At 69.3% G+C, this 21633-nt stretch carries 16 protein-coding genes; 5 read left to right on the top strand and 11 right to left on the bottom strand.

What is annotated here, in order from left to right; translation table 11 throughout:
- Positions 1-4: 4 nt before the first annotated feature.
- The 4 genes from FHW12_RS00960 (at position 5) to FHW12_RS00945 (ending at position 4825) form a co-directional block, all read left to right on the top strand.
- The gene (locus FHW12_RS00960) at positions 5-397 is read left to right on the top strand and encodes a hypothetical protein (RefSeq protein ID WP_182529121.1); all 393 of its coding nucleotides are present in this window, start codon (positions 5-7) and stop codon (positions 395-397) included.
- A gap of 186 nt (positions 398-583) precedes the next feature.
- Complete coding sequence (locus FHW12_RS00955; protein ID WP_182529120.1) at positions 584-2053, top strand: efflux transporter outer membrane subunit; 1470 nt, start codon at positions 584-586, stop codon at positions 2051-2053.
- Between the two features lie 15 nt (positions 2054-2068).
- Positions 2069-3262 (top strand): HlyD family efflux transporter periplasmic adaptor subunit, encoded by a 1194-nt coding sequence (locus FHW12_RS00950; protein WP_182529119.1) that lies wholly within the window; start codon positions 2069-2071, stop codon positions 3260-3262.
- A gap of 9 nt (positions 3263-3271) precedes the next feature.
- Complete coding sequence (locus FHW12_RS00945; RefSeq protein WP_182529118.1) at positions 3272-4825, top strand: DHA2 family efflux MFS transporter permease subunit; 1554 nt, start codon at positions 3272-3274, stop codon at positions 4823-4825.
- 94 nt (positions 4826-4919) lie between these two features.
- Here FHW12_RS00945 and FHW12_RS00940 read toward each other — a convergent pair whose 3' ends face one another.
- The 7 genes from FHW12_RS00940 to FHW12_RS00910 form a co-directional block, all read right to left on the bottom strand.
- Positions 4920-8126 (bottom strand): VPS10 domain-containing protein, encoded by a 3207-nt coding sequence (locus FHW12_RS00940; RefSeq protein ID WP_182529117.1) that lies wholly within the window; start codon positions 8124-8126, stop codon positions 4920-4922.
- A complete protein-coding gene (locus tag FHW12_RS00935) occupies positions 8123-8866 on the bottom strand; it encodes a hypothetical protein (RefSeq protein ID WP_182529116.1) in 744 nt (247 codons plus the stop codon). The genes FHW12_RS00940 and FHW12_RS00935 overlap by 4 nt, the downstream gene beginning before the upstream one ends.
- A 112-nt stretch (positions 8867-8978) precedes the next feature.
- A complete protein-coding gene (locus FHW12_RS00930; RefSeq protein WP_182529115.1) occupies positions 8979-10154 on the bottom strand; it encodes an acyltransferase family protein in 1176 nt (391 codons plus the stop codon).
- A 10-nt stretch (positions 10155-10164) separates the two neighbouring features.
- Positions 10165-10467: a DUF962 domain-containing protein gene (locus FHW12_RS00925; protein WP_182529114.1), complete on the bottom strand. Its 303-nt coding sequence runs from the start codon at positions 10465-10467 to the stop codon at positions 10165-10167.
- A gap of 136 nt (positions 10468-10603) precedes the next feature.
- Positions 10604-11479 carry a pirin family protein gene (locus FHW12_RS00920; protein WP_182529113.1) on the bottom strand — a complete coding sequence of 292 codons (876 nt, stop codon included), beginning with the start codon at positions 11477-11479 and terminating at the stop codon, positions 10604-10606.
- 120 nt (positions 11480-11599) lie between these two features.
- A complete protein-coding gene (locus tag FHW12_RS00915) occupies positions 11600-11809 on the bottom strand; it encodes a cold-shock protein (protein WP_182529112.1) in 210 nt (69 codons plus the stop codon).
- Positions 11810-12028: 219 nt separating this feature from the next.
- Positions 12029-13201 carry a DUF4124 domain-containing protein gene (locus FHW12_RS00910; RefSeq protein ID WP_182529111.1) on the bottom strand — a complete coding sequence of 391 codons (1173 nt, stop codon included), beginning with the start codon at positions 13199-13201 and terminating at the stop codon, positions 12029-12031.
- A gap of 160 nt (positions 13202-13361) precedes the next feature.
- On the opposite strand from FHW12_RS00910, the gene FHW12_RS00905 reads away from it, so the two are divergent.
- Positions 13362-13667 (top strand): hypothetical protein, encoded by a 306-nt coding sequence (locus FHW12_RS00905; RefSeq protein ID WP_182529110.1) that lies wholly within the window; start codon positions 13362-13364, stop codon positions 13665-13667.
- Between the two features lie 63 nt (positions 13668-13730).
- On the opposite strand, the gene FHW12_RS00900 is transcribed toward FHW12_RS00905, so the two are convergent.
- The 4 genes from FHW12_RS00900 to FHW12_RS00885 all read right to left on the bottom strand — a co-directional run bounded on the left by FHW12_RS00900 (position 13731) and on the right by FHW12_RS00885 (position 21245).
- Entirely contained in the window at positions 13731-14048 is a 318-nt protein-coding gene (locus tag FHW12_RS00900) for a YXWGXW repeat-containing protein (RefSeq protein ID WP_182529109.1), read from the bottom strand.
- A 112-nt stretch (positions 14049-14160) separates the two neighbouring features.
- Positions 14161-15264 (bottom strand): aminopeptidase, encoded by a 1104-nt coding sequence (locus FHW12_RS00895; protein WP_182529108.1) that lies wholly within the window; start codon positions 15262-15264, stop codon positions 14161-14163.
- The gene (locus tag FHW12_RS00890; RefSeq protein WP_182529107.1) at positions 15265-16029 is read right to left on the bottom strand and encodes an NAD kinase; all 765 of its coding nucleotides are present in this window, start codon (positions 16027-16029) and stop codon (positions 15265-15267) included. It lies immediately after the preceding gene.
- Between the two features lie 266 nt (positions 16030-16295).
- Positions 16296-21245, bottom strand: coding sequence for an NAD-glutamate dehydrogenase (locus FHW12_RS00885; RefSeq protein ID WP_182529106.1), 4950 nt, complete (start codon positions 21243-21245; stop codon positions 16296-16298).
- Between the last annotated feature and the right edge of the window lie 388 nt (positions 21246-21633).

Genomic DNA, 21633 nt, shown 5'->3' with positions numbered 1-21633 from the left:
ACCCATGCGCTATCTGATCTGCCTCGTCGTCGGCATGTTCGCCGGCGCGATCGTCGCCGGCATGTTCTCGAGCGCGATGCAGCGCCGCAACGCATGGCCACGCGCGCTCATGAACGTGATGCAGCACGAACTCGGCGCGGCGCGCTCCGCGGCGAAGGACGGCAGCTGCGCGCAACCGACGCAACGGCTGGCGGCCGACCACTTGCGCCTCGTCGCCGGCGACCTCGAGCCCGCGCTGCTCGCTGCCGGCACGCAGGATCGCGTGCTGAGCCAGTACGTCGCCGATTTCCGCAAGACGGTCGCCGCCTGGGACGCGGGCGCGGCGTGCCCGCTGCAGTCCGAGGCGCTCACGGCACTCGCCAATGCATGCGAGGCGTGCCACCGCGACTATCGCTGAACGGGCGTGGCCAGACCGGTTGCGGTCAAATATAGAACTGGCTAGTATTGTTATGGCCGACCGCCACCTGCGGTCGCTCGTGGCGCCATGGACCGGCGATTCGCAGACCGAAGCAGCCTGCGGTGCCGCGAGCGGAACCCGCCAGTCCAGCACGATCCCCTCATCCGTTTCTTCGACGTGGATCCGATGACCGCATCCGCCAGCCGCCTCCTCATACGACCGATGATCGCCGCCTGCGCACTCGCGCTCGCTGCCTGTTCGATCCCGCCCAAACCCGATCACCCTGCACTGCGTGACGAGGCACCGCTCGCCGGCGTCGCCGTCGCGATCGGCGCGGGCTCGACCGAGTGGCCCGACCCGCAGTGGTGGAAGCACTACGCCGACGCCCAGCTCGATCGCCTGATCGAACAGGCGCTCGCCGGTGCGCCGACGCTCGACGAGGCGCACAAGCGGCTCGGCACCGCGCTCGCCGCGGTCGAGGTCGCGCGCGCACAGGGCGGCCTTTCCTCGCAGGCGAACGCGCAGGTGCAGCGCCTGCGCCTGAGCGAGAACGGACTGATCCCGCCGCAGTTCCTCGGCTTCACCTGGTACAACCAGGGCGACCTGAGCCTGCAGTTCCAGTACGACTTCGACTTCTGGGGCAAGACGCGCGCCGCGGTCGCGGCGGCCGTCGACGACGCACGCGCGGCCGAGGCCGAGCGCAGCGCGGCGAGCCTCGTGCTCACGGCTGCGGTCGCCGACACCTATTTCGCGTGGCAGGCGGACCAGGCGCACCTCGCCCTCGCGGACGATTCGATCGGCGTGCTGCAGCGCCTGCGCACGCTCGCCGACAAGCGCGTCGCGCGGGGCATCGATTCGCCCGACCTCGTGCATCAGGCCGACGCGCAGCTCGCTTCGGTGCGCGAGATGCAGGCCGCGTACGCCGGCAGCGCGAAGATCCGCCTCGCCGCACTGGCCGGCCTGCTCGGCGTCGCACCGGCGGACCTGCCCAAGCTCGAGGCACGCGCGTTGCCGAGCGTCGACGCGGCGCTGCCGGGCAGCGTCGGGCTCGACCTCATCGCGCGCCGCCCCGACATCGCCGCGAGTCGCTGGCGCGTCGAAGCGGCCTTGCGCCGCGTCGACGAAGCGCGCGCGGAGTTCTACCCGGACATCAGCCTCGGCGCGATGGTCGGGCTGCAGTCGCTCGACCTCGACAAGCTGCTCAACGCAGGCAGCCGCACCGCCGCGATCGGTCCCGCGCTGCACCTGCCGATCTTCGGCCGCGGCCAGCTCAAGGCCGGCTACGGCGCGTCGCAGGCGCAGCTCGATGCGGCCGCGGCGCAATACGACGCGACCGTCGTCGACGCCGCCCGCGACGTCGCCACGCAGGCGCTCACGCTCGCCCAGGTCGACGCGCGCCGCAACGAACGCAACGGCCAGCTCGCGGCGACGCGTGCGCTCGAAAGCACGGCCACCGCGCGCGTGCGCCAGGGCCTCGTCGACGACCGCAGCCTGCTCGGCGCGCAGGCGCAGGTGCTCGAACAGCGCGACGCCCTGCTCACGCTCGACGCACAGGCGGTGTCGGCGCAGATCGCTTTGACCAAGGCACTCGGCGGCGGCTACCGCCTCGACGGCGATCCGCTCGCGGCGAGCGATGCCGCTTCCCCCATCAAATAACCACGAGTCTCGACGATGAGCGATTCGCAGACCCCCGCCGCCGGCACAGCCGGCGGCGCCCCGAAGAACGGCAGCAACGGCAAGCGTCGGACGGTCCTCGTGATCATCGCGCTCGTGTTCGTGGCGGTCGGCATCGCCTGGTACCTGCTGTGGCTGTTCGTCTGGTCGCAGCGCGAGGTCACCGACGACGCCTACGTCGCCGGCAACCAGGTGATGTTGTCGGCGCAGGTGTCCGGCACCGTCGTCGCCGTGCTCGCGGACGACACCCAGCGCGTCGAGGCCGGCCAGGTGCTGGTCAAGCTCGACCCGACCGACGCCGACGTCGCGCTCGCGAAGGCGAAGAGCGCGCTGGCCAACGCGGTGCGCCAGGTGCGCCAGCAGACCGAGATGGCGTCGCAGTACGACGCGGCGATCGTCGCACGCAAGCTCGACCTGTCGCGCGCCGAGGCCGACCTCGTGCGCCGCCAGCCGCTGCTCGCCGACAAGGCGATCGCGCCGGAGGAAGTCGCGCACGCGCGCGAGGCGGTCGACACCGCGAAGGCCGCGCTCGACCTCGCCACGCGCCAGGCCGCCGCGTCGCATGCGCTCGTCGACGGCACCGACGTCGCGCGCAACGCGTCGGTGATGCAGGCGAAGGCGGCGTTCCGCGAAGCGTGGATCAACGCCGAGCGCAACGCGATCGTCGCGCCGATCGGCGGCTACGTCGCGCAGCGCAGCGTACAGGTCGGCAGCCGCGTGCAACCGGGCCAGGCGCTGCTGACGATCATTCCGCTGCACGACCTGTGGGTCGACGCGAACTTCAAGGAAAGCCAGCTCGGCCACATCCGCATCGGCCAGCCGGCGAAGGTCGAGGTCGACCTGTACGGCGGCAACGTCGAGTTCGAGGGCAAGGTGGTCGGCCTCGGCGCCGGCACCGGCTCGTCGTTCGCACTGCTGCCGCCGCAGAACGCCTCGGGCAACTGGATCAAGGTCGTGCAACGCGTGGCCGTGCGCATCGCGCTCGACGGCAGGCAGCTCGAGAAGTACCCGCTGCGCGTCGGCCTGTCGACCGCGGTGACGGTCGACACGCACGAGCGCTCGGGCCGCATGCTCGCGGAAGCCGGCGCCAATACCGCGGTCGCGCAGACCGACGTCTACGCGCGCGACATCGCCAAGGCGGATGCGGAAGCCGACGCGGTCGTCAGCGCCAACCTGCCCGGCTCGCACTGAGGACTCCCGATGGCTGCCTCACCGGAGCAGCGCCCGCCGTTGCCGCCGTTGCACGGCGCGCCGCTCGCGCTGCTGACCGTCGCGATCGCGTTCGCGACGTTCATGGAAGTGCTCGACATCACGATCGTCAACGTCTCGGTGCCGCACATCGCCGGCAGCCTCGGCGTAAGCCCGCAGGAAGGCACCTGGGCGATCAGTTCCTACTCGCTCGCCAGCGCGATCATGCAGCCGATCAGCGGCTGGATCGGCCGCCAGTTCGGCGAGGTGCGCGCGTTCTGCGTGTCCGCGCTGCTGTTCGTGCTCTGCTCGACCCTGTGCGGCATGGCGACGAGCATGCCGATGCTGGTGGTCGGCCGCCTGCTGCAGGGCGCGGGTTCCGGCCCGATGGTCGCGCTTTCCTTGAGCCTGCTGCTCAACAACTACCCGATCGACAAGAAGGGACTCGCGCTCGCGCTGTGGGCGATGACCGTCGTCGTCGCGCCGATCTTCGGCCCGATCCTCGGCGGCTACCTCACCGACAACTATTCGTGGCCGTGGATCTTCTACATCAACGTGCCGGTCGGCCTGCTCGCGATCGTGATCACCTGGAGCCTGCTGCACAAGCGCGAATCGGTCATCGTCAAGACGCCGGTCGACACGGTCGGTCTCGTGCTCCTCGTGCTCGGCGTCGGCTGCCTGCAGTTCATGCTCGACAACGGCAACGACAAGGACTGGTTCTCCTCGCAGTTGATCGTCGTGCTGGCGATCATCGCGGTCGTCTGCCTCACGTTCTTCATCGCCTGGGAACTCATGGAGGAGCACCCGATCGTCGACCTGTCGCTGTTCCGCAAGCGCAACTTCCTCGTCGGCGTCGCCGCGATGTCGTTCGGCATGTTCGGCTTCTTCGGCATCAACGTCGTCTATCCGCTCTGGCTGCAGACCGTGCTCGGCTACACCGCGTCATGGGCCGGCCTGGCGACCGCACCGGTCGGCATCCTCGCCTTCCTCGTCTCGCCGATCATCGGCCGCAACATCCAGAAGCTCGAGCTGCGCTCGGTCGTGACGTTCGCGTTCATCGTGTTCGCGGTGACGTCGTACTGGTTCGCCTCGTTCCCCGACAACGCATCGTTCGACCAGCTGATCTGGCCGCGCTTCATCATGGGCATCGGCATCCCGTGCTTCTTCATCCCGCTGAATCAGGTGTTCCTGTCGGGACTCGAGCCGCACCAGATCGGCTCGGCGTCGGGACTGGCGAATTTCTGCCGCACGATCGCCGCGAGCATCTCGACCGCGGTGTCGGTCACGCTGTGGCAGCACCGCGGCGAGTACCACCATGCGGTGCTCGCCGAGCACGTCAACGGCGCGAGCGCCGCCGCCACCGGCTTCGTCGACGGATTGTCCGCGCTCGGCGGACCGGCCGAACGCGCGTGGAGCATCATCGATTCGATCGTCACGCGGCAGGCGTTCACGCTCGCGGTGAACGACGTCTTCCTGCTTTGCACCGCGCTGTTCCTCGCGATGATCCCGGTGGTCTGGTTCGCCAAGCCGCCGTTTGGCAACGTCGCCGCGGGCGCAGGCCACTGAGCGGGAAGCCGCGCGGCGTCGATGCCGCGCAGCCGGTTTCCTTCACGCTCCGCCCATCCACGCCATCGCGCGGACGGGCGCAGCGCGGCCTTCGTCAGTCCCGCTCCCACGGCGCATGCACGTCCTCGTGCTCGCCGCCATGCGATCCGCCGCCCGATTCTTCCTGCGGCGCGCCTGCGGGCACCGCGATCTCGGGCAGGCTCGCGCCGCGCAGCACGCCGTTGACCTGCGCGAGTTCGCCGCCCTGCAGCTTCGAGAATGCGTCGGCGACGTCACCGAGCTCGCGCTGCAGCACCTCGACGCGCGCGAGCTGGTAGTCGGACGGCTTGCCGTCGTAGGACATGATCGCGCCGTACAGCGTGTCCATGTGCTCGCGCAGGCGCTCCTCGCCGGTGATCGCGCCGCCTTCCTTGGTCGCGACGATCTGCTTGCGGATGGCATCGGCATGGCCCGACAGGCTCGCGAGCTGCTTGCGCTTCGCATCGCCTTCGGGAAGCTTCGCCGCCGCGGCGTCGGCCTGCGCGCGCACCGCGTTGATCTTGAACACGAGGTCGCTCATCTCGCCGAACAACGCGCGCACGCGCATCGCCGCTTCGTACTGCGCGCGACGGTCGGCCACGCCGAAGCTCGAGCGGCGATCGAGGCCGACATCGACCTTCGTCTCGTAGACGTCCTTGCCTTTGGTCATGCGCACCGTGTACGTGCCGGGCGGCACGCGCGGACCCTGCGTGGCGTTGAACGCGACCTGCGCAGCCGGCGGCACGCGCGGCGGCTTGACACGCATCTGCCAGGTCACGCGGTTGATGCCGCGCCGCACGCTCGCCGGGATCGTGTCGATGACCGTGCCCTTGTCGTCGAGCACCTCGATCTTGAGCTTGCCGAACAGGTGACGGCTCTTCTGGTAGTAGGCGATCTCGGCGCCCGAGGGCGGATTCGCACCGCTGAACGCCGCATCGCCCTCGGACCAGCCGCCGAACGCGTTGATGCGCTGCTGCACCGGGCGCGAGCCGAGGAACGCCGCTTCGCTCGCGAGCGCCTTCGCGTCGAGCGCGCGCAGCGGCGTGAGGTCGTCGATGACCCAGATGCCGCGGCCGTGCGTCGCCAGCACGAGCGAGGCGTCGCGCTGCTGGAACGCGAGATCGCGCACCGCGACCGCGGGGAAGTCGCTGCCGCGGAACGGCGCCCAGGCCTTGCCGCCGTCGGGCGAGATCCACAGGCCGAACTCGCTGCCCGCGTACAGCAGGCCCGCGCGCTGCGGATCCTCCTTGATCACGTGCACGTAGCCGCGCACGCCCTTGTCGTCCTTCGGCGACAGCAGCGCGTTCCAGCTGCGGCCGTAGTCGCGCGTCTCGTAGACGTACGGCGCCATGTCGCCGAACGTATGGCGGTCGAACGCGACGAGCGCGCTGCCGGCGTCGAAGTTGCTCGCCTGCACCCACGACACCCACGCGTGCGCGGGCACGCCCTTGATGTTGCCGACCAGGTTCGTCCAGTTCTTGCCGCCGTCGCGCGTGAGCTGCACGTTGCCGTCGTCGGTGCCGACCCAGATCGTGCCGGCCGCCTTCGGCGACTCGCTGATCGAGTAGATCGTCGTGTGCATCTCGGCCGCGGAGTTGTCGACCGTGATGCCGCCCGACTCCTCCTGCTTCTGCTTGGCGGGGTCGTTGGTCGTGAGGTCCGGCGAGATGCGGTCCCAGCTCTGGCCGTGGTCGCGCGAACGGAACAGGAACTGCGAGCCGATGTAGATCGTGCCCTTCTCGTTCGGGCTCAGCGCGATCGGCGTGTTCCAGTTCCAGCGCAGCTTCTCCTGGTAGCCGGCGAGCGGCTGGATCGTGCGCAGTTCGTGCGTCTTGCGGTTGACGCGACCGATCGCGCCGCCCTGGTACTCGGCGTAGATGTAGTCGGGATCGGCCGGATCCTCGAACATCCAGAAGCCGTCGCCGCCGTACATGTTCTCCCAGCGCTGGTTGGTCACGCCGCCGGGGTAGGCGCTGTCGCCGACCCAGGAGCTGTTGTCCTGCAGGCCGCCGTAGACGCGGAACGGATCAGCCTCGTCGAGGCTCACGTGATAGAACTGCGACACCGGCAGGTTGTTCTGCTTCCACCATTTGTTGCCGCCGTCGTACGACTGCCACAGGCCGCCGTCGTCGCCGGTGATCACGTGCGCGGTGTCGGTCGGGTCGATCCAGATCACGTGGTGGTCGCCGTGCGTGCCGCCGCCGGTGTTGGCGAAGCTCTTGCCGCCATCGAAACTCTGGATGAGCGCGAAGTCGGGCTTGAACAGGCGATCCGGGTTCTTCGGATCGATCACGAGATTGGCGAAATAGAACGGGCGCCAGACCATGAGCTGGCTCTTGTCGCGCTTGTCCCAGGTCTTGCCGCCGTCGTCGGAGCGGAACAGCGCCGAGTCGGTCGACTCGACCATCGCGTAGACGACGTTCGCATCCGACGGCGCCACCGCGACCGCGATGCGCCCGTACGGCTTCTTCGGGAAGCCCTTGTTCGCGGCGTCGGTGACCTCCGTCCAGGAGCGTCCACCGTCGGCGGAACGGAACAGGCCACTGCCCGATTCCGCGCTCGCCGATTCGCCGCCCGAGCGGAACGTCCAGCCCTTGCGGCGGAAGTCCCACAGGCCCGCGAACACGACGTCGGGATTCTTCGGATCGAGGCTGATCGACGAGCAGCCGGTCGAAAGGTTGCGCCCCTTCAGCACGAGCTGCCAGCTCTTGCCGCCGTCGCTCGTCCGGTACAGGCCGCGGTCGGCGGAGTCGCTCCACAGCTTGCCCGGCACGCAGGCGTAGACGACGTCACCGTTGCGCGGATCGACGATCACCTTGGCGATGCGCTCGGACGTGTCGAGGCCCATGTGCGTCCAGGTTTCGCCGCCGTCGGTCGACTTGTAGATGCCGTTGCCGATCGAGACCGAATTGCGCGTCCACGATTCGCCGCTGCCGACCCAGATCGTGTCGTGGTGCGACGGATCGATCGCGATCGCACCGATCGACTGCACCGGCTGCTTGTCGAACACCGGCTTGAACGTGGTGCCGCCGTCGGTCGACTTCCACACGCCGCCCGAGGCCGCGCCGACGAACAGCGTGGTCTTGCCGTCCTTGCCCGGCACCGCGTCCAGCGCGGCGATGCGACCGCTCATCGCGGCCGAGCCGATGTTGCGTGCGCCGAGGCCGGACACGACGCCGGCATCGAAGCGCGGCGCCTTCGCGTCCGGCGCGGCGGCGCCGGCGGATGCCGCGCACGCCGATGCGAGCGCGCCGAGGGTGAATTGCACGAACAGGCGGTTCATCGGCCGGCTCCCTTGGTCGTCGGAAACGCGAACAGCGCGTCGTCCATCGCGGTATTCGCCTCGGCGTGCTCGATCGTGAGCTGCTGGCGGTTGCCGTCCGGCCTGCTTTCGGTCGCGACCGAGAACGGGAAGTAGACGCCGTCGACCTGCTCGTAGTCGCCGTAGTCGCTGACGCTCTCGACAAGCGTGCCACGCACGCTGCGCTGGGTCGCGACGCGGATCTCGAGGAAGTGGTCCGGATCGAGGTAGACGTACTCGACGTCGCCGTTCTTCAGGGTCACCTTGAGCTTGTGCGCCTCGGTGCCGTCGACGTCCTCGGTGCCGAGGTAGTCGAGCTTGCTGCCGCGCTCCTTCCAACCCGCGAGCGGACCGCCGATCGGTGCGTCGTCGGCGAGGCCTTTGGCGTCGTCGGCGCTCATCTTCTCGGGGTCCTTGCGACCCTGGAACGGCGAGATCTGCCACGCTTCCTTGCCGTCCCACGCCTGCACGGCGGTGAGGCCCTGGATGCTGGCTTCCGAGCGCGTCGACTCGGGCGCCTTCTGGTACTGCACGACCGCAAGCTCGAACTGGCCGCCGACGAGCAGCTTGCCTTCGGACTTCAGGCTCTTGATCGCCTGCAGCTTGGCGACGCCACCGCGGGCTTCGAGGTTCTTCGCAACGAGTTCATCGGCGGTCATCGCCTGCACGCTCGCGCTGGCGAGCGCGAACGCGGCGAGACCGTACTTCCATCGGACGATCATGCGACTCTCCTGGCTGGACGCGCGCCTGCATCGCCCCGATCGCAGGCGCAGATGGGAAACGTCACAAGACTAGCCGAGAGATTCAGCCCTTCGACGGGGCCGAAAGTCATGCTCAGGGCCGAGGATCGCCACCTCGGAGTCCGACGACGGTCGCGCCGACCGCGGTCGCGGGCGCACGTGGGTGCCGTCGCACCCACGCCCGCGCGCAGCGGCGCCCGAGTTCCATGCCGGGCCGCTCGACCCAGCGGTACACGAGCGTCGCGAGGGCGATCGTGATCAGCGCGTTGACGAGGATGTAGACACCGAGGTGCTGCGCGCGCAAGGGCGAATCCGCCGGCAGGCGCATGAGGCCCCAGAGCAGCACCATGAACACCACCGGATGGAACAGGTAGATCGAATAACTGACGCGACCGAGCCAGTCGGTGAGCGGCGAGCGGATGCGTACGAGGCTCGCGCCGACGATGAAGAGCAGCAGGCCCAGCGCATATGGGATCGTGGCGTTCTGCTCGAAACCGATCGCGCAGACGGCACCGACCGGCAGTGCGAGCAGGTGCCAGAGCAGCAGGCCGTACAGCCCCGCGCGCACGACGCGATCGTCGCTGCGTGCTTCGTCGACGAGGGTTCGGTAGAGCGTGCCGACGAGCATCAGCGACAGGTTGAGCAGCATGAAGGCGGCCTTCGAGCCGATCAGGGTCGCGCCGCTCCACCAGCGCACGAGCATCTCGGTCGAATAGACGAGTGTGAGCACGATCGACAACGCGAGCAGCCGGCGCGGCCGGCCGAGGCTGCCGCCCAGAAGCAGCAGCACGCACAGCAGGTAGAACGCCCACTCGACCAGCAACGTCCAGTACAGGCCTTCCGCCGGTGTCACGCCGAAGAAGTCCTGCAGCAGCGTGAGGTTGACGAGGAACTCGTACAGGCCGAACGGGCGCCCCCATAGCCAGCAGGTGGCGAGCGCACCGAGCGGGATCGAGAGCCAGTAGGCGGGAAAGATGCGGAAGAAGCGCTTGATGAGGAACGTGCCGATCGGCGCCGGCCGCTCCGGATGGATGCTGAACGGAATCACGTAGCCGCTGATGAGGAAGAACGCGACGACGCCGATGCGGCCGACGTCGATCGATCCCGCAAGGCTCGCAAGCCAGTGCCCGCCGACGCCGGCGCCGAGACCGACGTAGGCGTCGGCGACGTGGCGCCAGAGCACGAGCAGTGCCGCGACAGCGCGCAGCGCGTCGATGTGGCGCAGGCGCGCGTCGGCCTGCGCGGGCCGCGGCAGGGCTTCGTCCCTCATGCGCGGAACGTCACAACGTCACGCGCCCGCGCAGGATGTCGGCGTACATGACCCAGTCGCCGGCGAGGCTGTAGAGCGGATGGCGGAACGTCGCCGGGCGGTTCTTCTCGAACGCGAAATGGCCGATCCAGGCGAAGCCGTAGCCGAACAGCGGCGAGAGCCAGAGCCAGCGCGCGTCGCGCGCGACGAAAGCGACGGCAACGACGAGCAGGACGAGGCTGCTGCCGGCGAAATGCATGCGACGGCAATTGCGGTCCGCATGCTCGGACAGGTAGAACGGATAGAACTCACGGAAACTCGTGTATCGGGACATGACGGGCGCCTCGGCCGTGCAGGATAGCAGCCCGAGCGGCGGGCAGCCCTGCCCCGGGTGCTCCGTCATCGTCGCGACGACACGCGCACGCGCGATCCCGCAAAGCCAGGCGCTGCGGATCGCCCTGCCCCGGCGACTAGTGTTCCGGCAGCGGGATGAATTCCGTCTCGCCGGGCACGCTACCGATGCGCTGCGCGAGCCAGTCGGCCTTGGCGCGCTCGATGCGCGCGCGGTCGGACGACACGAAGTTCCACCAGATCGTACGCTCGCCGTCGAGCGGAGCACCGCCGCAGAGGAGCACGTGCGCCGCCGAAACCGCCGTCACCTCGACGTCGGCGCCCGGCACGAGCACGAGCATGCGCTCGGCCGCGAGCGCTTCGCCGTCGACGCGGACGTCGCCGTCGAGCACGTAGATCGCGCGCTCCTCGTGCTCGGTCGGCACGCGCAGGCCTGCACCCTGCTCGAAGCGCACGTCGGCATAGAGCGTCGGCGCGAACACGCGCACGGGCGATTCCATCCCGAACGAGCGCCCCGCGATGACGCGCACGCGCACGCCGTCCTGCACGCTTTCCGGCAAGGTCGATGCCGCATAGTGGAGGAATTCCGGAGTGGTTTCCTCGTGCGCCTGCGGCAGTGCCACCCAGGTCTGGATGCCGTGCATGCGATGGCCGGCGGCGCGCTCTTCCGGCGGCGTGCGTTCGGAATGCACGATACCGCGGCCGGCCGTCATCCAGTTGACGTCGCCGGGCCGGATCACCTGCACCGAACCGAGGCTGTCGCGATGGCCGAGCGCACCCTCGAACAGGTAGGTGACCGTGGCGAGGCCGATGTGCGGGTGCGGACGCACGTCGAGGCCGCGGCCGGGCGGCAGTTCGGCCGGCCCGATGTGGTCGAAGAACACGAACGGCCCGACATGGCGGCGCAGGCGGAACGGCAGCACGCGACGCACGGTGAAGCCGTCACCGAGATCGTGCAGGCGCGGCTCGATCAGCAAGGGGGTCGTGTCGCTCATGCGGCCGTCTCCGGAAAGCGGGACGACGATCATGCCAGCCATGCGCGCGGTCGTGCGCGCACCGCGCAAAAAAAAGGCCGCGGTGCGAGCCGCGGCCTCCTTCATGCGACGCGAGCGGCCTCAGGCCGGCGTCACTTCTTCCGCCTGCAGGCCCTTCTGGCCCTGCACGACGCGGAAGGAAACCTTTTGGCCTTCCTGCAGCGTCTTGAAACCCGTGCCGCTGATCGCGCGGAAATGCACGAACACGTCCGGGCCGTTCTCACGGCTGATGAAGCCGAAACCCTTGCTCTCGTTGAACCACTTGACGGTGCCCACCTGACGATCCGACATGAAACTCTCCACTCTTTGACTAGGTTGAAATGAACCATCCCCTTCAGGGGCATGTCGACCACTGGGTATGCAGGTGTGCAGGTGAAGCGATGAAGCGGATCAACGATCGGCGCAGCATCGGGTCGCCAAACGCGGGTGAACCGTGCAGACACAGCGGCGCGAGTCTACCCGACTTGTTGCAAATTGCCACAGACCCCGAGGCGGAGGTTCGCCGGGCGCTCAGTACGCCCGCACATCGCTCGGCGGGTTGCGCATGAAGGCCGTCCATTCGGCCGCGAGGCGGCCGAGGCCGCCTGGATACCCGGCGTCGAGCACGCGCTCGGCGGCGATCGGTGTGCACGGCGCCTGCGCCTGCGCGGACAGCACGCCCTGCAACGCGAGCCGGCCCTCGCGATCGCGCATGAGCAGCGCGACCAGTGAATACGCCCGCAGGTAGCGCCGCTCGCGTTCGCCGGCGGCGACCGTCTCCGTGTAGAAATCCCCTCCTTCACGCGAGAGCAGGTCGACCAGCGCCTCGCTGCCGTCGCCACCCGGTGCCGCGGCGACCATGCCCTGCCGCTGCTCGCCGACGTCGACCTGCCCGCCCATGCCGCCGCTGCGGTAGCGGCCGAAGTATTCGGCGAGTCCTTCGTTGAGCGACACCGGCAGGTTGCCGATCGACTCGTGCACGAGCGCGTGGGTGATCTCGTGGCGGAGCACGGCGAAGTTCACCTCGTCCTGGTCCTGCATGCGCACGCGGATCGTGCGGTCGAGCGTCGAATAGGTGCCGCTCGATTTCGCCAGCGACGGCTCGCCGACCTGCTGCGCATAGGCGGAGTCGGAACGGATGAAGACGATCTTCAGGCTCATCCCTTCCGGTACCGGCACGCCGAGCGTGTCGTGCATCACGCGCTGCACGCCGAGCGCGTCCGCGACCGCACGCTGCTGCAACTGGTCCGGCAGGTTCACGTCGTAGCCGCTCGCCTGCACGTCGACCGCAGGCGCGCCGCCGACCGCGATCACGCGGTGCCCCTGCGCGTTCGCGGGAGGCGCCTGGTCGGAATAGTGCGTGATGCCCGCCGCGTCGACCCAGCGATGCACCGCGACCGGCGCGCGCGCCTTCGCGGCGGCCTGCGTGTGCGCGAGGCAAGCAGCCGACTGCAGCGGTTGCGGCAGTTCGATCGCAGGCAGCAGGTCCGCGAGTCCGCGCGCGGGCGCCGCGGCGACCGGCGGCACGGTTTCCGGCCCCGCCGCGGCGATCGCGGGCGCCACCGGCGCAGGCGCGGCCGCCGTCGGGATCGCGCGCGCGGCGCGCGTGGTGGCCGGTTCGTCACCCTGCGAGCAGGCGGCGACGAAAGCGGCGGCCCAGGCGATCGGGAGGCGCAGCAGGAAGGACGTTCGATACGCGGGCATGGCGCATTGTTCCGCATCGGCACGCGCGTGTCTGCGGTTCATGCCGCGTTGTGCCCGTGCGCGTTGCAGTTCGCCGCGGTTAATCCACGCTGTTCGACGATCGGCGGCACGGTCGGCGCCTTGCGCCCACCGATCGCACCACCATCAGCCGGAGGAAACCATGCGCCCCTACATCCTCGCTCTCGGCCTGCTCGGGTTGGCCGGCAGCGTCCAGGCCCAGGACACGAGCAGCACGACCTACCAGACGCGGCAAGGCGAAGTCACGGTGACGTCGGGCCAGCCGCAGGCGCGCCAGTACGGCGCGCCTCCGGCATTCGCCGACCTGGACCGCAACGGTCGCGGCGTCCTCGGCGAAGCGGAAGCGGCCGCGTACCCGCCGCTCGCGAACGACTTCATCCATGCCGACCTCAATCGCGACGGCCGCATCAGCCGCGCCGAGTACGAACGCTGGGCTGCGCACCAATGACACCTGCCGCGACGAGGCCGCGCTCGCGCGGCCTCGTCGCCTGATGCGTGCGGCGAGCGTCGCTTACAGGCGCACCCAGCGAGCGCGATGGAAACGCCAGTCCGGTCCGACCCGGACCCAGCCTGCCCCGACGTAACGATGGCCCGGCCGTGCGACGACCCACGTGCCGCCGACCCAGACGTGCCGCGCGCCATTCCAGCGCCAATAGCCCGGCGCCCACACGTAGCCCGCGCGCACGCCGAAGCGTTCGACGCGCAGGGGCGGCGGCGCGACACCGATCGAGACACCGACGACCGCACGCGCCCGCGCCGGCGTGGCGGACACCGCCACGCACGCGAGCGCGGCCGCGAAGCAGGCACCGGCGAGTCTGCGGATACCCATGATGCATTCCTCCCGTCGATCCGGGCGACATTGCCCGTCATCGCGGAGGAACGATGGCGCACGCCGGCGGTTGACGCGGACGGCACGTGAATTCAGGGATCGTCCAGCGGATTCAGTGCACGCGCTCGTCGGGCCGCACCTGCAACGCCGTGAGCCGCCGATCGCGCTCGTTCTGCGGCACGCGCGCGAGGTCGCGCACGCGCGCATGGAACGCCGTCCAGTCATTGCCGCTGTCGGCGAACAGCGCGGCGAACGCGCCGAGCCAGCGATCGTAGAGGCCGAACGGGACGAGGTTCGCGTTGTTGATCGGCGCAGCGACCCAGGCGTCGTAACTGTGGTCGCCGTTCCATTCGCGATCACGCAGCTCGGCGTAGTGCCGCCGGAATGCGTCGATCGCCGCGGCCTTGCCCTGGCGCTTCGCGACATCGTCTTGCGACGACGCATAGAGCGTCCGCAATTGCTCGCGCAGGCCGAGCACGAGCCGCGTGAACGCGTCGTCGTGGGCGGCTTCGTCGTCCGCGGCGGAGCGGCCGTTCGCGAGCCGCCATTCGCGCAGGCCCTCGTCGGCGACGAAACTCGCGTACGACTCGTTGAACGCGGTGTCGCCCGGCACGTAGAGCAACTGGTGCGCGAGCTCGTGGAAGACCACGCGATCCAGTTCGTCGTCGCCGCCGCGCAACATGCTCGAGACGATCGGGTCGGCGAACCAGCCGAGCGTGGAGTACGCCGCGACGCCGCGCACGGCGGTTTCGTAGCCTTGCCGTCCGAGTTCCTTCGCCGCGCGGTCCGCGTGCGCGCGATCGAAATATCCGCGGTAGGCGACGCAGCCCGCGAACGGAAAGCAGTGGGTGAGCGGCTCGACCGAGAACTCCGCCGCCGCGAACACGCTCCACGTCACGAACGGCCGATCCAGCTGCACGTAGCTCGTGTAGCTGCGATTGCGCGGCAGCGCGAGGCGGTCGCTCGCGAAACGGCGCGCCGCGAGCGCACCGCGCAGGCGTTCGCGCACGGTGCCGTCGAGGCGCGCGTCGCCGATCGCGCGCTCGATCGGTTCGCGCCCGGCGAGCAGCGCGACCTGCCCGTGCGCGACGTGCGCGTAGTAACGCAGCGAGGCGCAGCCACCCGCGGCGGCGACCACGAACAGCAGCAGCAGCCGCGCCAGGCCCGGCGCGACGCGCGCAGCGAAGCGACGCGCAGCCGTCGGCGGCCGCGCCATCTACAGCTCGAACTGCTCGTTGAGGATGCGCTCCTCGAGGTTGTGCTCGGGATCGAACAGCAGCGTCACGGTCTGCTCGCGCGATTCGCGGATGTGCACTTCGGTGACGTCGCGCACCTCGTGCGAGTCCGCGGTGGCGCTGACCGGCCGCTTGTACGGATCGAGGATCTCGAACTTCACTTCGGTGATCGCCGGCAGGATCGCACCACGCCAGCGACGCGGCCGGAACGGGCTGATCGGCGTGAGCGCGAGCAGTTGCGAACCGAGCGGCAGGATCGGCCCGTGCGCCGACAGGTTGTACGCGGTCGAGCCGGCCGTCGTCGAGACGAGCACGCCGTCGCAGACGAGCTCGTCGATCTTTGTCACGCCGTTGAGCAGGACGCGCACGTGCGCGGCCTGCTTGGTCTGGCGCAGCAGCGATACTTCGTTGAACGCGAGCGACGTCGTGCTGTTGCCCGCTTCGGTCACCACTTCCATCAGCAGCGGCCGCAGCACCGTCGGCTGCGCATGCTCGATGCGCGCGTCGAGCTCGTCGAGGCTGTACTGGTTCATGAGGAAACCGACCGTGCCGAGCTTCATGCCGTACACGGGCAGCGCGCGCGCCATGTGGCGATGCAGCGAACGCAGCATGAAGCCGTCGCCGCCGAGCGCGACGATGACGTCGGCCTGGTCGATCGGCACGTCGCCGTAGCGCGCGACGAGCGCGGCGCGCGCGCTGGTCGCTTCTTCGGTCTGGGCGGCGACGAAAGCGATGCGTCGTGACATGCGGGCAGGCCGGAAAGGGGCGTCAGCGCGATTCTCGGCTGCGCGGCGAGACCTGCGCAACCACGGTCGTGACCGGAACGACGGACACGACGCCCTCGCCCGCACCGCATCGCATCATCGCAGGGTGTGCCCTGGCCCGCCGTTCCGCGTCGCGCACGCCTGGCCCGCCATTGGGACGGTGGGCCAAGGCCCACCGTACGAGACCGGCACGAGGAAGCGGTGGGCCGAGGCCCACCCTGCGTGGCGCTGGCAGGCGAAGCGTGGGCCTACGAGGCCTTCGCGGCCGCCTGCACGAGCTGCGCGAAGCGGCGCAGCGCGACCGACGCGATCGGGTAGTCGACCGACTGCGTGCGGATCTCCTCGAGCAGGCCGAGCGTGAACTTCAGGGTCGGATCGTCGCGTTCGAGCCAGCGCGCGACCGGGTGCGCGTCGCCGGTGGCCGCACCCGCGAGCACCTGGCGCGTGAGCGCGCGGTGCTGCGCCGCGAGTTCGTCGCGCAGCGAGCCGCGTGCCTGCGCATGCCAGCGGCTCTCGACCGCCAGGTTCTCGATCTGCCGGCGCAGGCCGTCGATGTCGAGCGCCTGGCCGAGTTCGAAGAACACCAAGGCGACGCGTTCGACCTTCTGCCCCGTCTCGAGCGCGATCTCGACGATGTCGAACGCGGCATTGAGCTCGGCGACCTTGGCGAGGCGCTGCGCGAGCGCCTCGGGAATGTCGAGCCCCTGCCATTTCTCGACGTCGACGTCGTAGTCGGCGCGACTGTTCGCGGTCAGCACGCGCGGCAGCGCCGCCGACAGCTGCGCGACGCCCGGCGCGTAACGCTCGACCAGGCCCGCGATGTCGAGTCCCGCACCGCGCTGGTTGAGCAGCCAGCGCGTGAGGTTGCGCAACAGGTCCCACAGCTTGAGCAGCGCGTCGATCTGCACCGTCTCGCCGACCTTGCCGTCGAGCGCCTCGATCTCGGCCCAGATGCCGCGCGCGTCGACGATTTCGCGCACCGCCGAATACGCCTTCGCGATCGACGCCGGCGACTGGCCGGTGTCTTCCTGCATGCGCAGCACGAAGGTCGCGTCCATGCGGTTGACCATCGAATTGGTCACCACCGTCGCGATGATCTCGCGCTTGAGGCGGTGGCGCTGCATGTGCGCCGCGTAGTGGTCGCGCAGCGGCTCGGGGAAGTAGCGCACGAGCTCCTTCGACAGGAACGGGTCTTCCGGCACGTCGGAATCGAGCAGCTGCTGGTACAGCTTGATCTTCGAATACGACAGCAGCACCGACAGTTCCGGACGCGTCAGGCCTTGGCGGCGCGCCTTGCGCTCGGCGAGTTCGGCGTCCGACGGCAGAAATTCGATCTGCCGGTCGAGCAGGCCTTCCGCTTCGAGCGTGCGGATAAAGTGCGCGTTCGAGCCGAGGCGGTGCACCGACATGTGCTCCATCACGGTGATCGCCTGGTTCTGCCGGTAGTTGTCCGACAGCACGAGGCGCTCGACTTCGTCGGTCATCGCCGCGAGCTGCGTGTTGCGCTGGTCGAGCGACAGCTCGCCGCGCTGCACGGCGTCGTTGAGCAGGATCTTGATGTTGACTTCGTGGTCGGAGGTGTCGACGCCGGCCGAGTTGTCGATGAAGTCGGTGTTGAGCAGCACGCCGTGCTGAGCCGCCTCGATGCGGCCCTTCTGCGTGAAGCCGAGGTTGCCGCCCTCGCCGATCACCTTGCAGCGCAGGTCGCGGCCGTTGATGCGCAGCGCGTTGTTGGCGCGGTCGCCGACGTCGGCGTTGGTCTCGGCCTCGGCCTTGACGTAGGTGCCGATGCCGCCGTTCCAGAGCAGGTCGACCGGCGCCTTGAGGATCGCGCTCATGAGTTCGGTCGGCGTGAGCTGCGTCGTGCCCTCGGCGATGCCGATCGCGCGACAGGCTTCCGGCGACAGCGGGATCGTCTTGGCGCCGCGCGCGAACACGCCGCCGCCGGCGGAGATCAGCGACTTGTCGTAGTCGTCCCACGACGAGCGCGGCAGCGCGAACATGCGCTCGCGTTCCTTGAACGAAATTGCGGCGTCGGGGTTCGGGTCGAGGAAGATGTGGCGATGGTCGAACGCGGCGACGAGGCGGATGTGCTTCGACAGCAGCATGCCGTTGCCGAACACGTCGCCCGACATGTCGCCGATGCCGACGCAGGTGAAGTCGGCGTTCTGGCTGTCGCGATTCATCGCGCGGAAGTGGCGCTTGACCGACTCCCAGCCGCCCTTCGCCGTGATGCCCATCTTCTTGTGGTCGTAGCCGACCGAGCCGCCGGAGGCGAACGCGTCGCCGAGCCAGAAGCCGTGTTCGGCGCTGACGCCGTTGGCGATGTCGGAGAACGTCGCCGTGCCCTTGTCGGCGGCGACGACGAGGTAGGGATCGTCGCCGTCGTGGCGCACGACGTCCTGCGGATGCACGACCTCGCCTTCGACGAGGTTGTCGGTGATGTCGAGCAGGCCGTTGATGAACATCTTGTAGCAGGCGATGCCCTCGGCGAGCACGGCGTCGCGATCGCCGCCCGCAGGCGGATGCTTGACGAAGAAGCCGCCTTTCGAGCCGACCGGCACGATCACCGTGTTCTTCACCATCTGCGCCTTGACCAGGCCGAGCACTTCGGTACGGAAGTCCTCGCGGCGATCGGACCAGCGCAGGCCGCCGCGCGCGACCGGGCCGAAGCGCAGGTGCACGCCTTCGATGCGCGGGCCGTAGACGAAGATCTCGCGGTACGGCCGCGGCTTGGGCAGGTCGGGCACCTTGGCCGAATCGAACTTGAAGCTGATCGTGTGGCGCGGCGCGCCGTCGCGACGCTGGAAATAGCTCGTGCGCAGGGTCGCGCCGATCACGCCGAGGTAGGCGCGCAGGATGCGATCCTCGTCGAGGCTCGCGACGTGCTCGAGCAGCGCCTTGATCGCGCCGATGACCGCGCCGACCTGGTCCATGCGCGCCTTCGTGCGTATCGCGGCGAGGTCGTCGACGAACTTCGGCGTCAGCTTCTTCAGCACGTCGGCCGGCACCAGCGCCTGGAGTTCGCCGCCGAGGCGTTCGCCGGCGGCCTTGGCCGCGGCGGCACCGCCACTCTCGCGTGCCGGATCGAAGCCCGCTTCGAACAGCTCCACCAGCAGACCGGCGAGCGCCGGATAGCGGTTGAGCGTCTCTTCCATGTAGCTCTGCGAGAAGGTCACGCCGGTCTGCAGCAGGTACTTGCAGTAGCCGCGCAGCACGCTCACCTGGCGCCAATCGAGCCGCGCACCGAGGATGAGCTTGTTGAAGGCGTCGTTCTCGGCGTCGCCGCGCCAGATGCTCGCGAATGCGTCCTCGAACGCGTCGCCGACCTGTTCGATGTCGAACGCGCAGCGCGTCGCCGCCTGCACCGCGATGTCCTGCACGTAGACGGTCGCTTCGGGCAGCTTGATTTCGCTGAGCTGCTCGGTGAGCACCTTGAGGCCCATGTTCTCGAGCAGCGGGATCACTTCCGACAGCGCGATCGCGCCGCCCTGGCGGAACACCTTGAACTGCAGCGTCTCGGGCCGCCGGATCGACGGCGCGAGGCTCAGCTTGATGTCGCTGCCGTCGCGCAGCGCCGTCGCGAGCGCGAGATCCTCGGCGGCGACGCGCGGCGTCGCCTCCTCGATGTAGGACGCCGGTAGCGCGCGCGCGTAGCGCGCGGCGAGGCGCAGGCCGTCGGCTTCGCCGTGCTGCGCGACCAGCGCGTCGCGCAGCTCGTCGTGCCAGTTGCGCACGATCTGGCCGATCTGCGCCTCGAGCGCGGCGACGTCGTAGGCGACGAGGTCGCCCGGCTTCGGTCGCACCACCAGATGCAGCTGCGCGAGCGGCGACTCGCCGAGCTGGATCGACGAATCGACGCGTTCGCCGCGCAGCGCGGCCTTCAACGTGCCCTCGATGCGCTCGCGCACTTCGGTGTCGAAGCGGTCGCGCGGCAGGAACACGAGGCAGGAGTAGAAGCGGCCGTACTTGTCGCGGCGGATGAACACGCGCGTGCGCGGCCGCTGGCCGAGCGCGAGGATGCCGGTCGCCGTCGCGAACAGTTCGTCCTCGCTGGCCTGGAACAGCTCGTCGCGCGGCAGCAGTTCGAGGACGTGGCGCAGCGCCTTGCCCGAATGGGAGTCGCGGCGCAGGCCGGACCGCTGCATGACCGTCTCGACCTTGCGCCGGACCAGCGGCACGTCCTGCGGGCGCGCCATGTACGCGTTGGTGGTGAACAGGCCGAGGAAGCGCTGCTCGATCACCGGCACGCCGTTCTTGTCGAAGCCGAGCACGCCGATGTAGTCCATGTAGCCGGGCCGGTGCACGTGCGAGCGCGCATTGGTCTTGGTCAGGATGATCGCGTCCATCGAACCCGACTGCGGCAGCTCCTTCGCGACGAGCGTGCGCAGCGAGCGCGGCGCGAGCGAGCGCTCGGAGCCGTGCAGGATCCCGAGGCCGGAACCGTCGACCGCCTGCAGCACCTCGTCGTTGCCGGTATCAACCACCGCATATTCGCGGCAGCCGAGGAACGTGAAGTTGTCGTTCGCGGCCCAGCGCAGGAAATCCTGCGCCTCGGCCACGCCGGCCGCGTCGACCGGCATCGGCTTGGCGGCCAGCGAGTCGGCGAGGTCGAGCATGCGCTTGCGCATGTCCTGCCAGTCGGAGACGCTCGCGCGCACGTCGTCGAGCGCGTCGGCGACCTGCTGCTGCAGGCGGTCGAGCTCGGCGGCATCGGCGACGCGATCGATCTCGAAATGCATGATCGATTCGGCCTTGCCGGCGCCCTTGTCCGAGTCGGCCGCGGCCAGCGCGACGAGGCGACCGCTCGCATCGCGTTCGACGCGGTAGACGGGATGCACCACGGAATGAATCGCGTGCCCCGACGCAGTCAACGCCATGCCGACCGAATCGACGAGGAACGGCATGTCGTCGGTGACGACGTCGACGACCGTGCGGGCACGGCCGGTGCCGACGACCGGATTGGAGACGCGCACCTTGGCCACGCCGGGCTGCCGTTCGCGCATGAAATCGAACGAGCCCTGGGCCAGCGCCGACCATTCCGCCGCGGGTCGCTCCGCGATCTCGTCCGCGGCGATGCGACGCAGGAACTCGCGCGCGAAGGACTGCGCGTCCGCCAGAGCCGTGCCGCTGAGCTGGGTCGAAAGATGGACGAGGATCGGATCGACGTGCGTGGACACGGCGCCTTGTGCGGTCATGAAAAGGTCCGAAAGTGGGGAAAAATGCGGGTCCGCAAGGATACGCCGCAGGGCGCGGCGAATCCATACGCGCGGGCGTGGGCGAAGGCTCGCGACGAATGCGTCGTGGTCCGCTGCGCGTGGCTTCGCGGCCACGTCGATGACTCGCCTTTTCACGCGTGTTTCCGCGCCGTCCATGCGCAACGCGAATGTCCGGGCGCATCCGAGCTTCCTATACGCGAGCTGAAGCGCGGCAGCGATCGCGCGCCGTGCGACGGCGGACATGTCGTGGCGGAGCCGGCTGGCTGCGATGTGCCCACGAGGCTCGCGATCGCGACAGTGCCATTCGACCTGGGCGAAAACCGCCGCGGTGAGGATGCATGTTCCTGTACCCGGCGGTATAGTCCGG

Source organism: Dokdonella fugitiva (assembly GCF_014138265.1).
Taxonomy (GTDB): Bacteria; Pseudomonadota; Gammaproteobacteria; order Xanthomonadales; family Rhodanobacteraceae; genus Dokdonella_A; species Dokdonella_A fugitiva_A.
Note: the sequence above shows the minus strand (reverse complement) of the source record. Positions and strands in the feature narration are given on the sequence as shown.

What these genes read in the sequence shown, in the direction of transcription:
- FHW12_RS00960 (WP_182529121.1), top strand. Translation starts at nt 5, where the DNA reads ATGCGCTATCTGATCTGCCTCGTCGTCGGCATGTTCGCCGGCGCGATC.
- FHW12_RS00955 (WP_182529120.1), top strand. Translation starts at nt 584, where the DNA reads ATGACCGCATCCGCCAGCCGCCTCCTCATACGACCGATGATCGCCGCC.
- FHW12_RS00950 (WP_182529119.1), top strand. Translation starts at nt 2,069, where the DNA reads ATGAGCGATTCGCAGACCCCCGCCGCCGGCACAGCCGGCGGCGCCCCG.
- FHW12_RS00945 (WP_182529118.1), top strand. Translation starts at nt 3,272, where the DNA reads ATGGCTGCCTCACCGGAGCAGCGCCCGCCGTTGCCGCCGTTGCACGGC.
- FHW12_RS00940 (WP_182529117.1), bottom strand. Translation starts at nt 8,126, where the DNA reads ATGAACCGCCTGTTCGTGCAATTCACCCTCGGCGCGCTCGCATCGGCG.
- FHW12_RS00935 (WP_182529116.1), bottom strand. Translation starts at nt 8,866, where the DNA reads ATGATCGTCCGATGGAAGTACGGTCTCGCCGCGTTCGCGCTCGCCAGC.
- FHW12_RS00930 (WP_182529115.1), bottom strand. Translation starts at nt 10,154, where the DNA reads ATGAGGGACGAAGCCCTGCCGCGGCCCGCGCAGGCCGACGCGCGCCTG.
- FHW12_RS00925 (WP_182529114.1), bottom strand. Translation starts at nt 10,467, where the DNA reads ATGTCCCGATACACGAGTTTCCGTGAGTTCTATCCGTTCTACCTGTCC.
- FHW12_RS00920 (WP_182529113.1), bottom strand. Translation starts at nt 11,479, where the DNA reads ATGAGCGACACGACCCCCTTGCTGATCGAGCCGCGCCTGCACGATCTC.
- FHW12_RS00915 (WP_182529112.1), bottom strand. Translation starts at nt 11,809, where the DNA reads ATGTCGGATCGTCAGGTGGGCACCGTCAAGTGGTTCAACGAGAGCAAG.
- FHW12_RS00910 (WP_182529111.1), bottom strand. Translation starts at nt 13,201, where the DNA reads ATGCCCGCGTATCGAACGTCCTTCCTGCTGCGCCTCCCGATCGCCTGG.
- FHW12_RS00905 (WP_182529110.1), top strand. Translation starts at nt 13,362, where the DNA reads ATGCGCCCCTACATCCTCGCTCTCGGCCTGCTCGGGTTGGCCGGCAGC.
- FHW12_RS00900 (WP_182529109.1), bottom strand. Translation starts at nt 14,048, where the DNA reads ATGGGTATCCGCAGACTCGCCGGTGCCTGCTTCGCGGCCGCGCTCGCG.
- FHW12_RS00895 (WP_182529108.1), bottom strand. Translation starts at nt 15,264, where the DNA reads ATGGCGCGGCCGCCGACGGCTGCGCGTCGCTTCGCTGCGCGCGTCGCG.
- FHW12_RS00890 (WP_182529107.1), bottom strand. Translation starts at nt 16,029, where the DNA reads ATGTCACGACGCATCGCTTTCGTCGCCGCCCAGACCGAAGAAGCGACC.
- FHW12_RS00885 (WP_182529106.1), bottom strand. Translation starts at nt 21,245, where the DNA reads ATGACCGCACAAGGCGCCGTGTCCACGCACGTCGATCCGATCCTCGTC.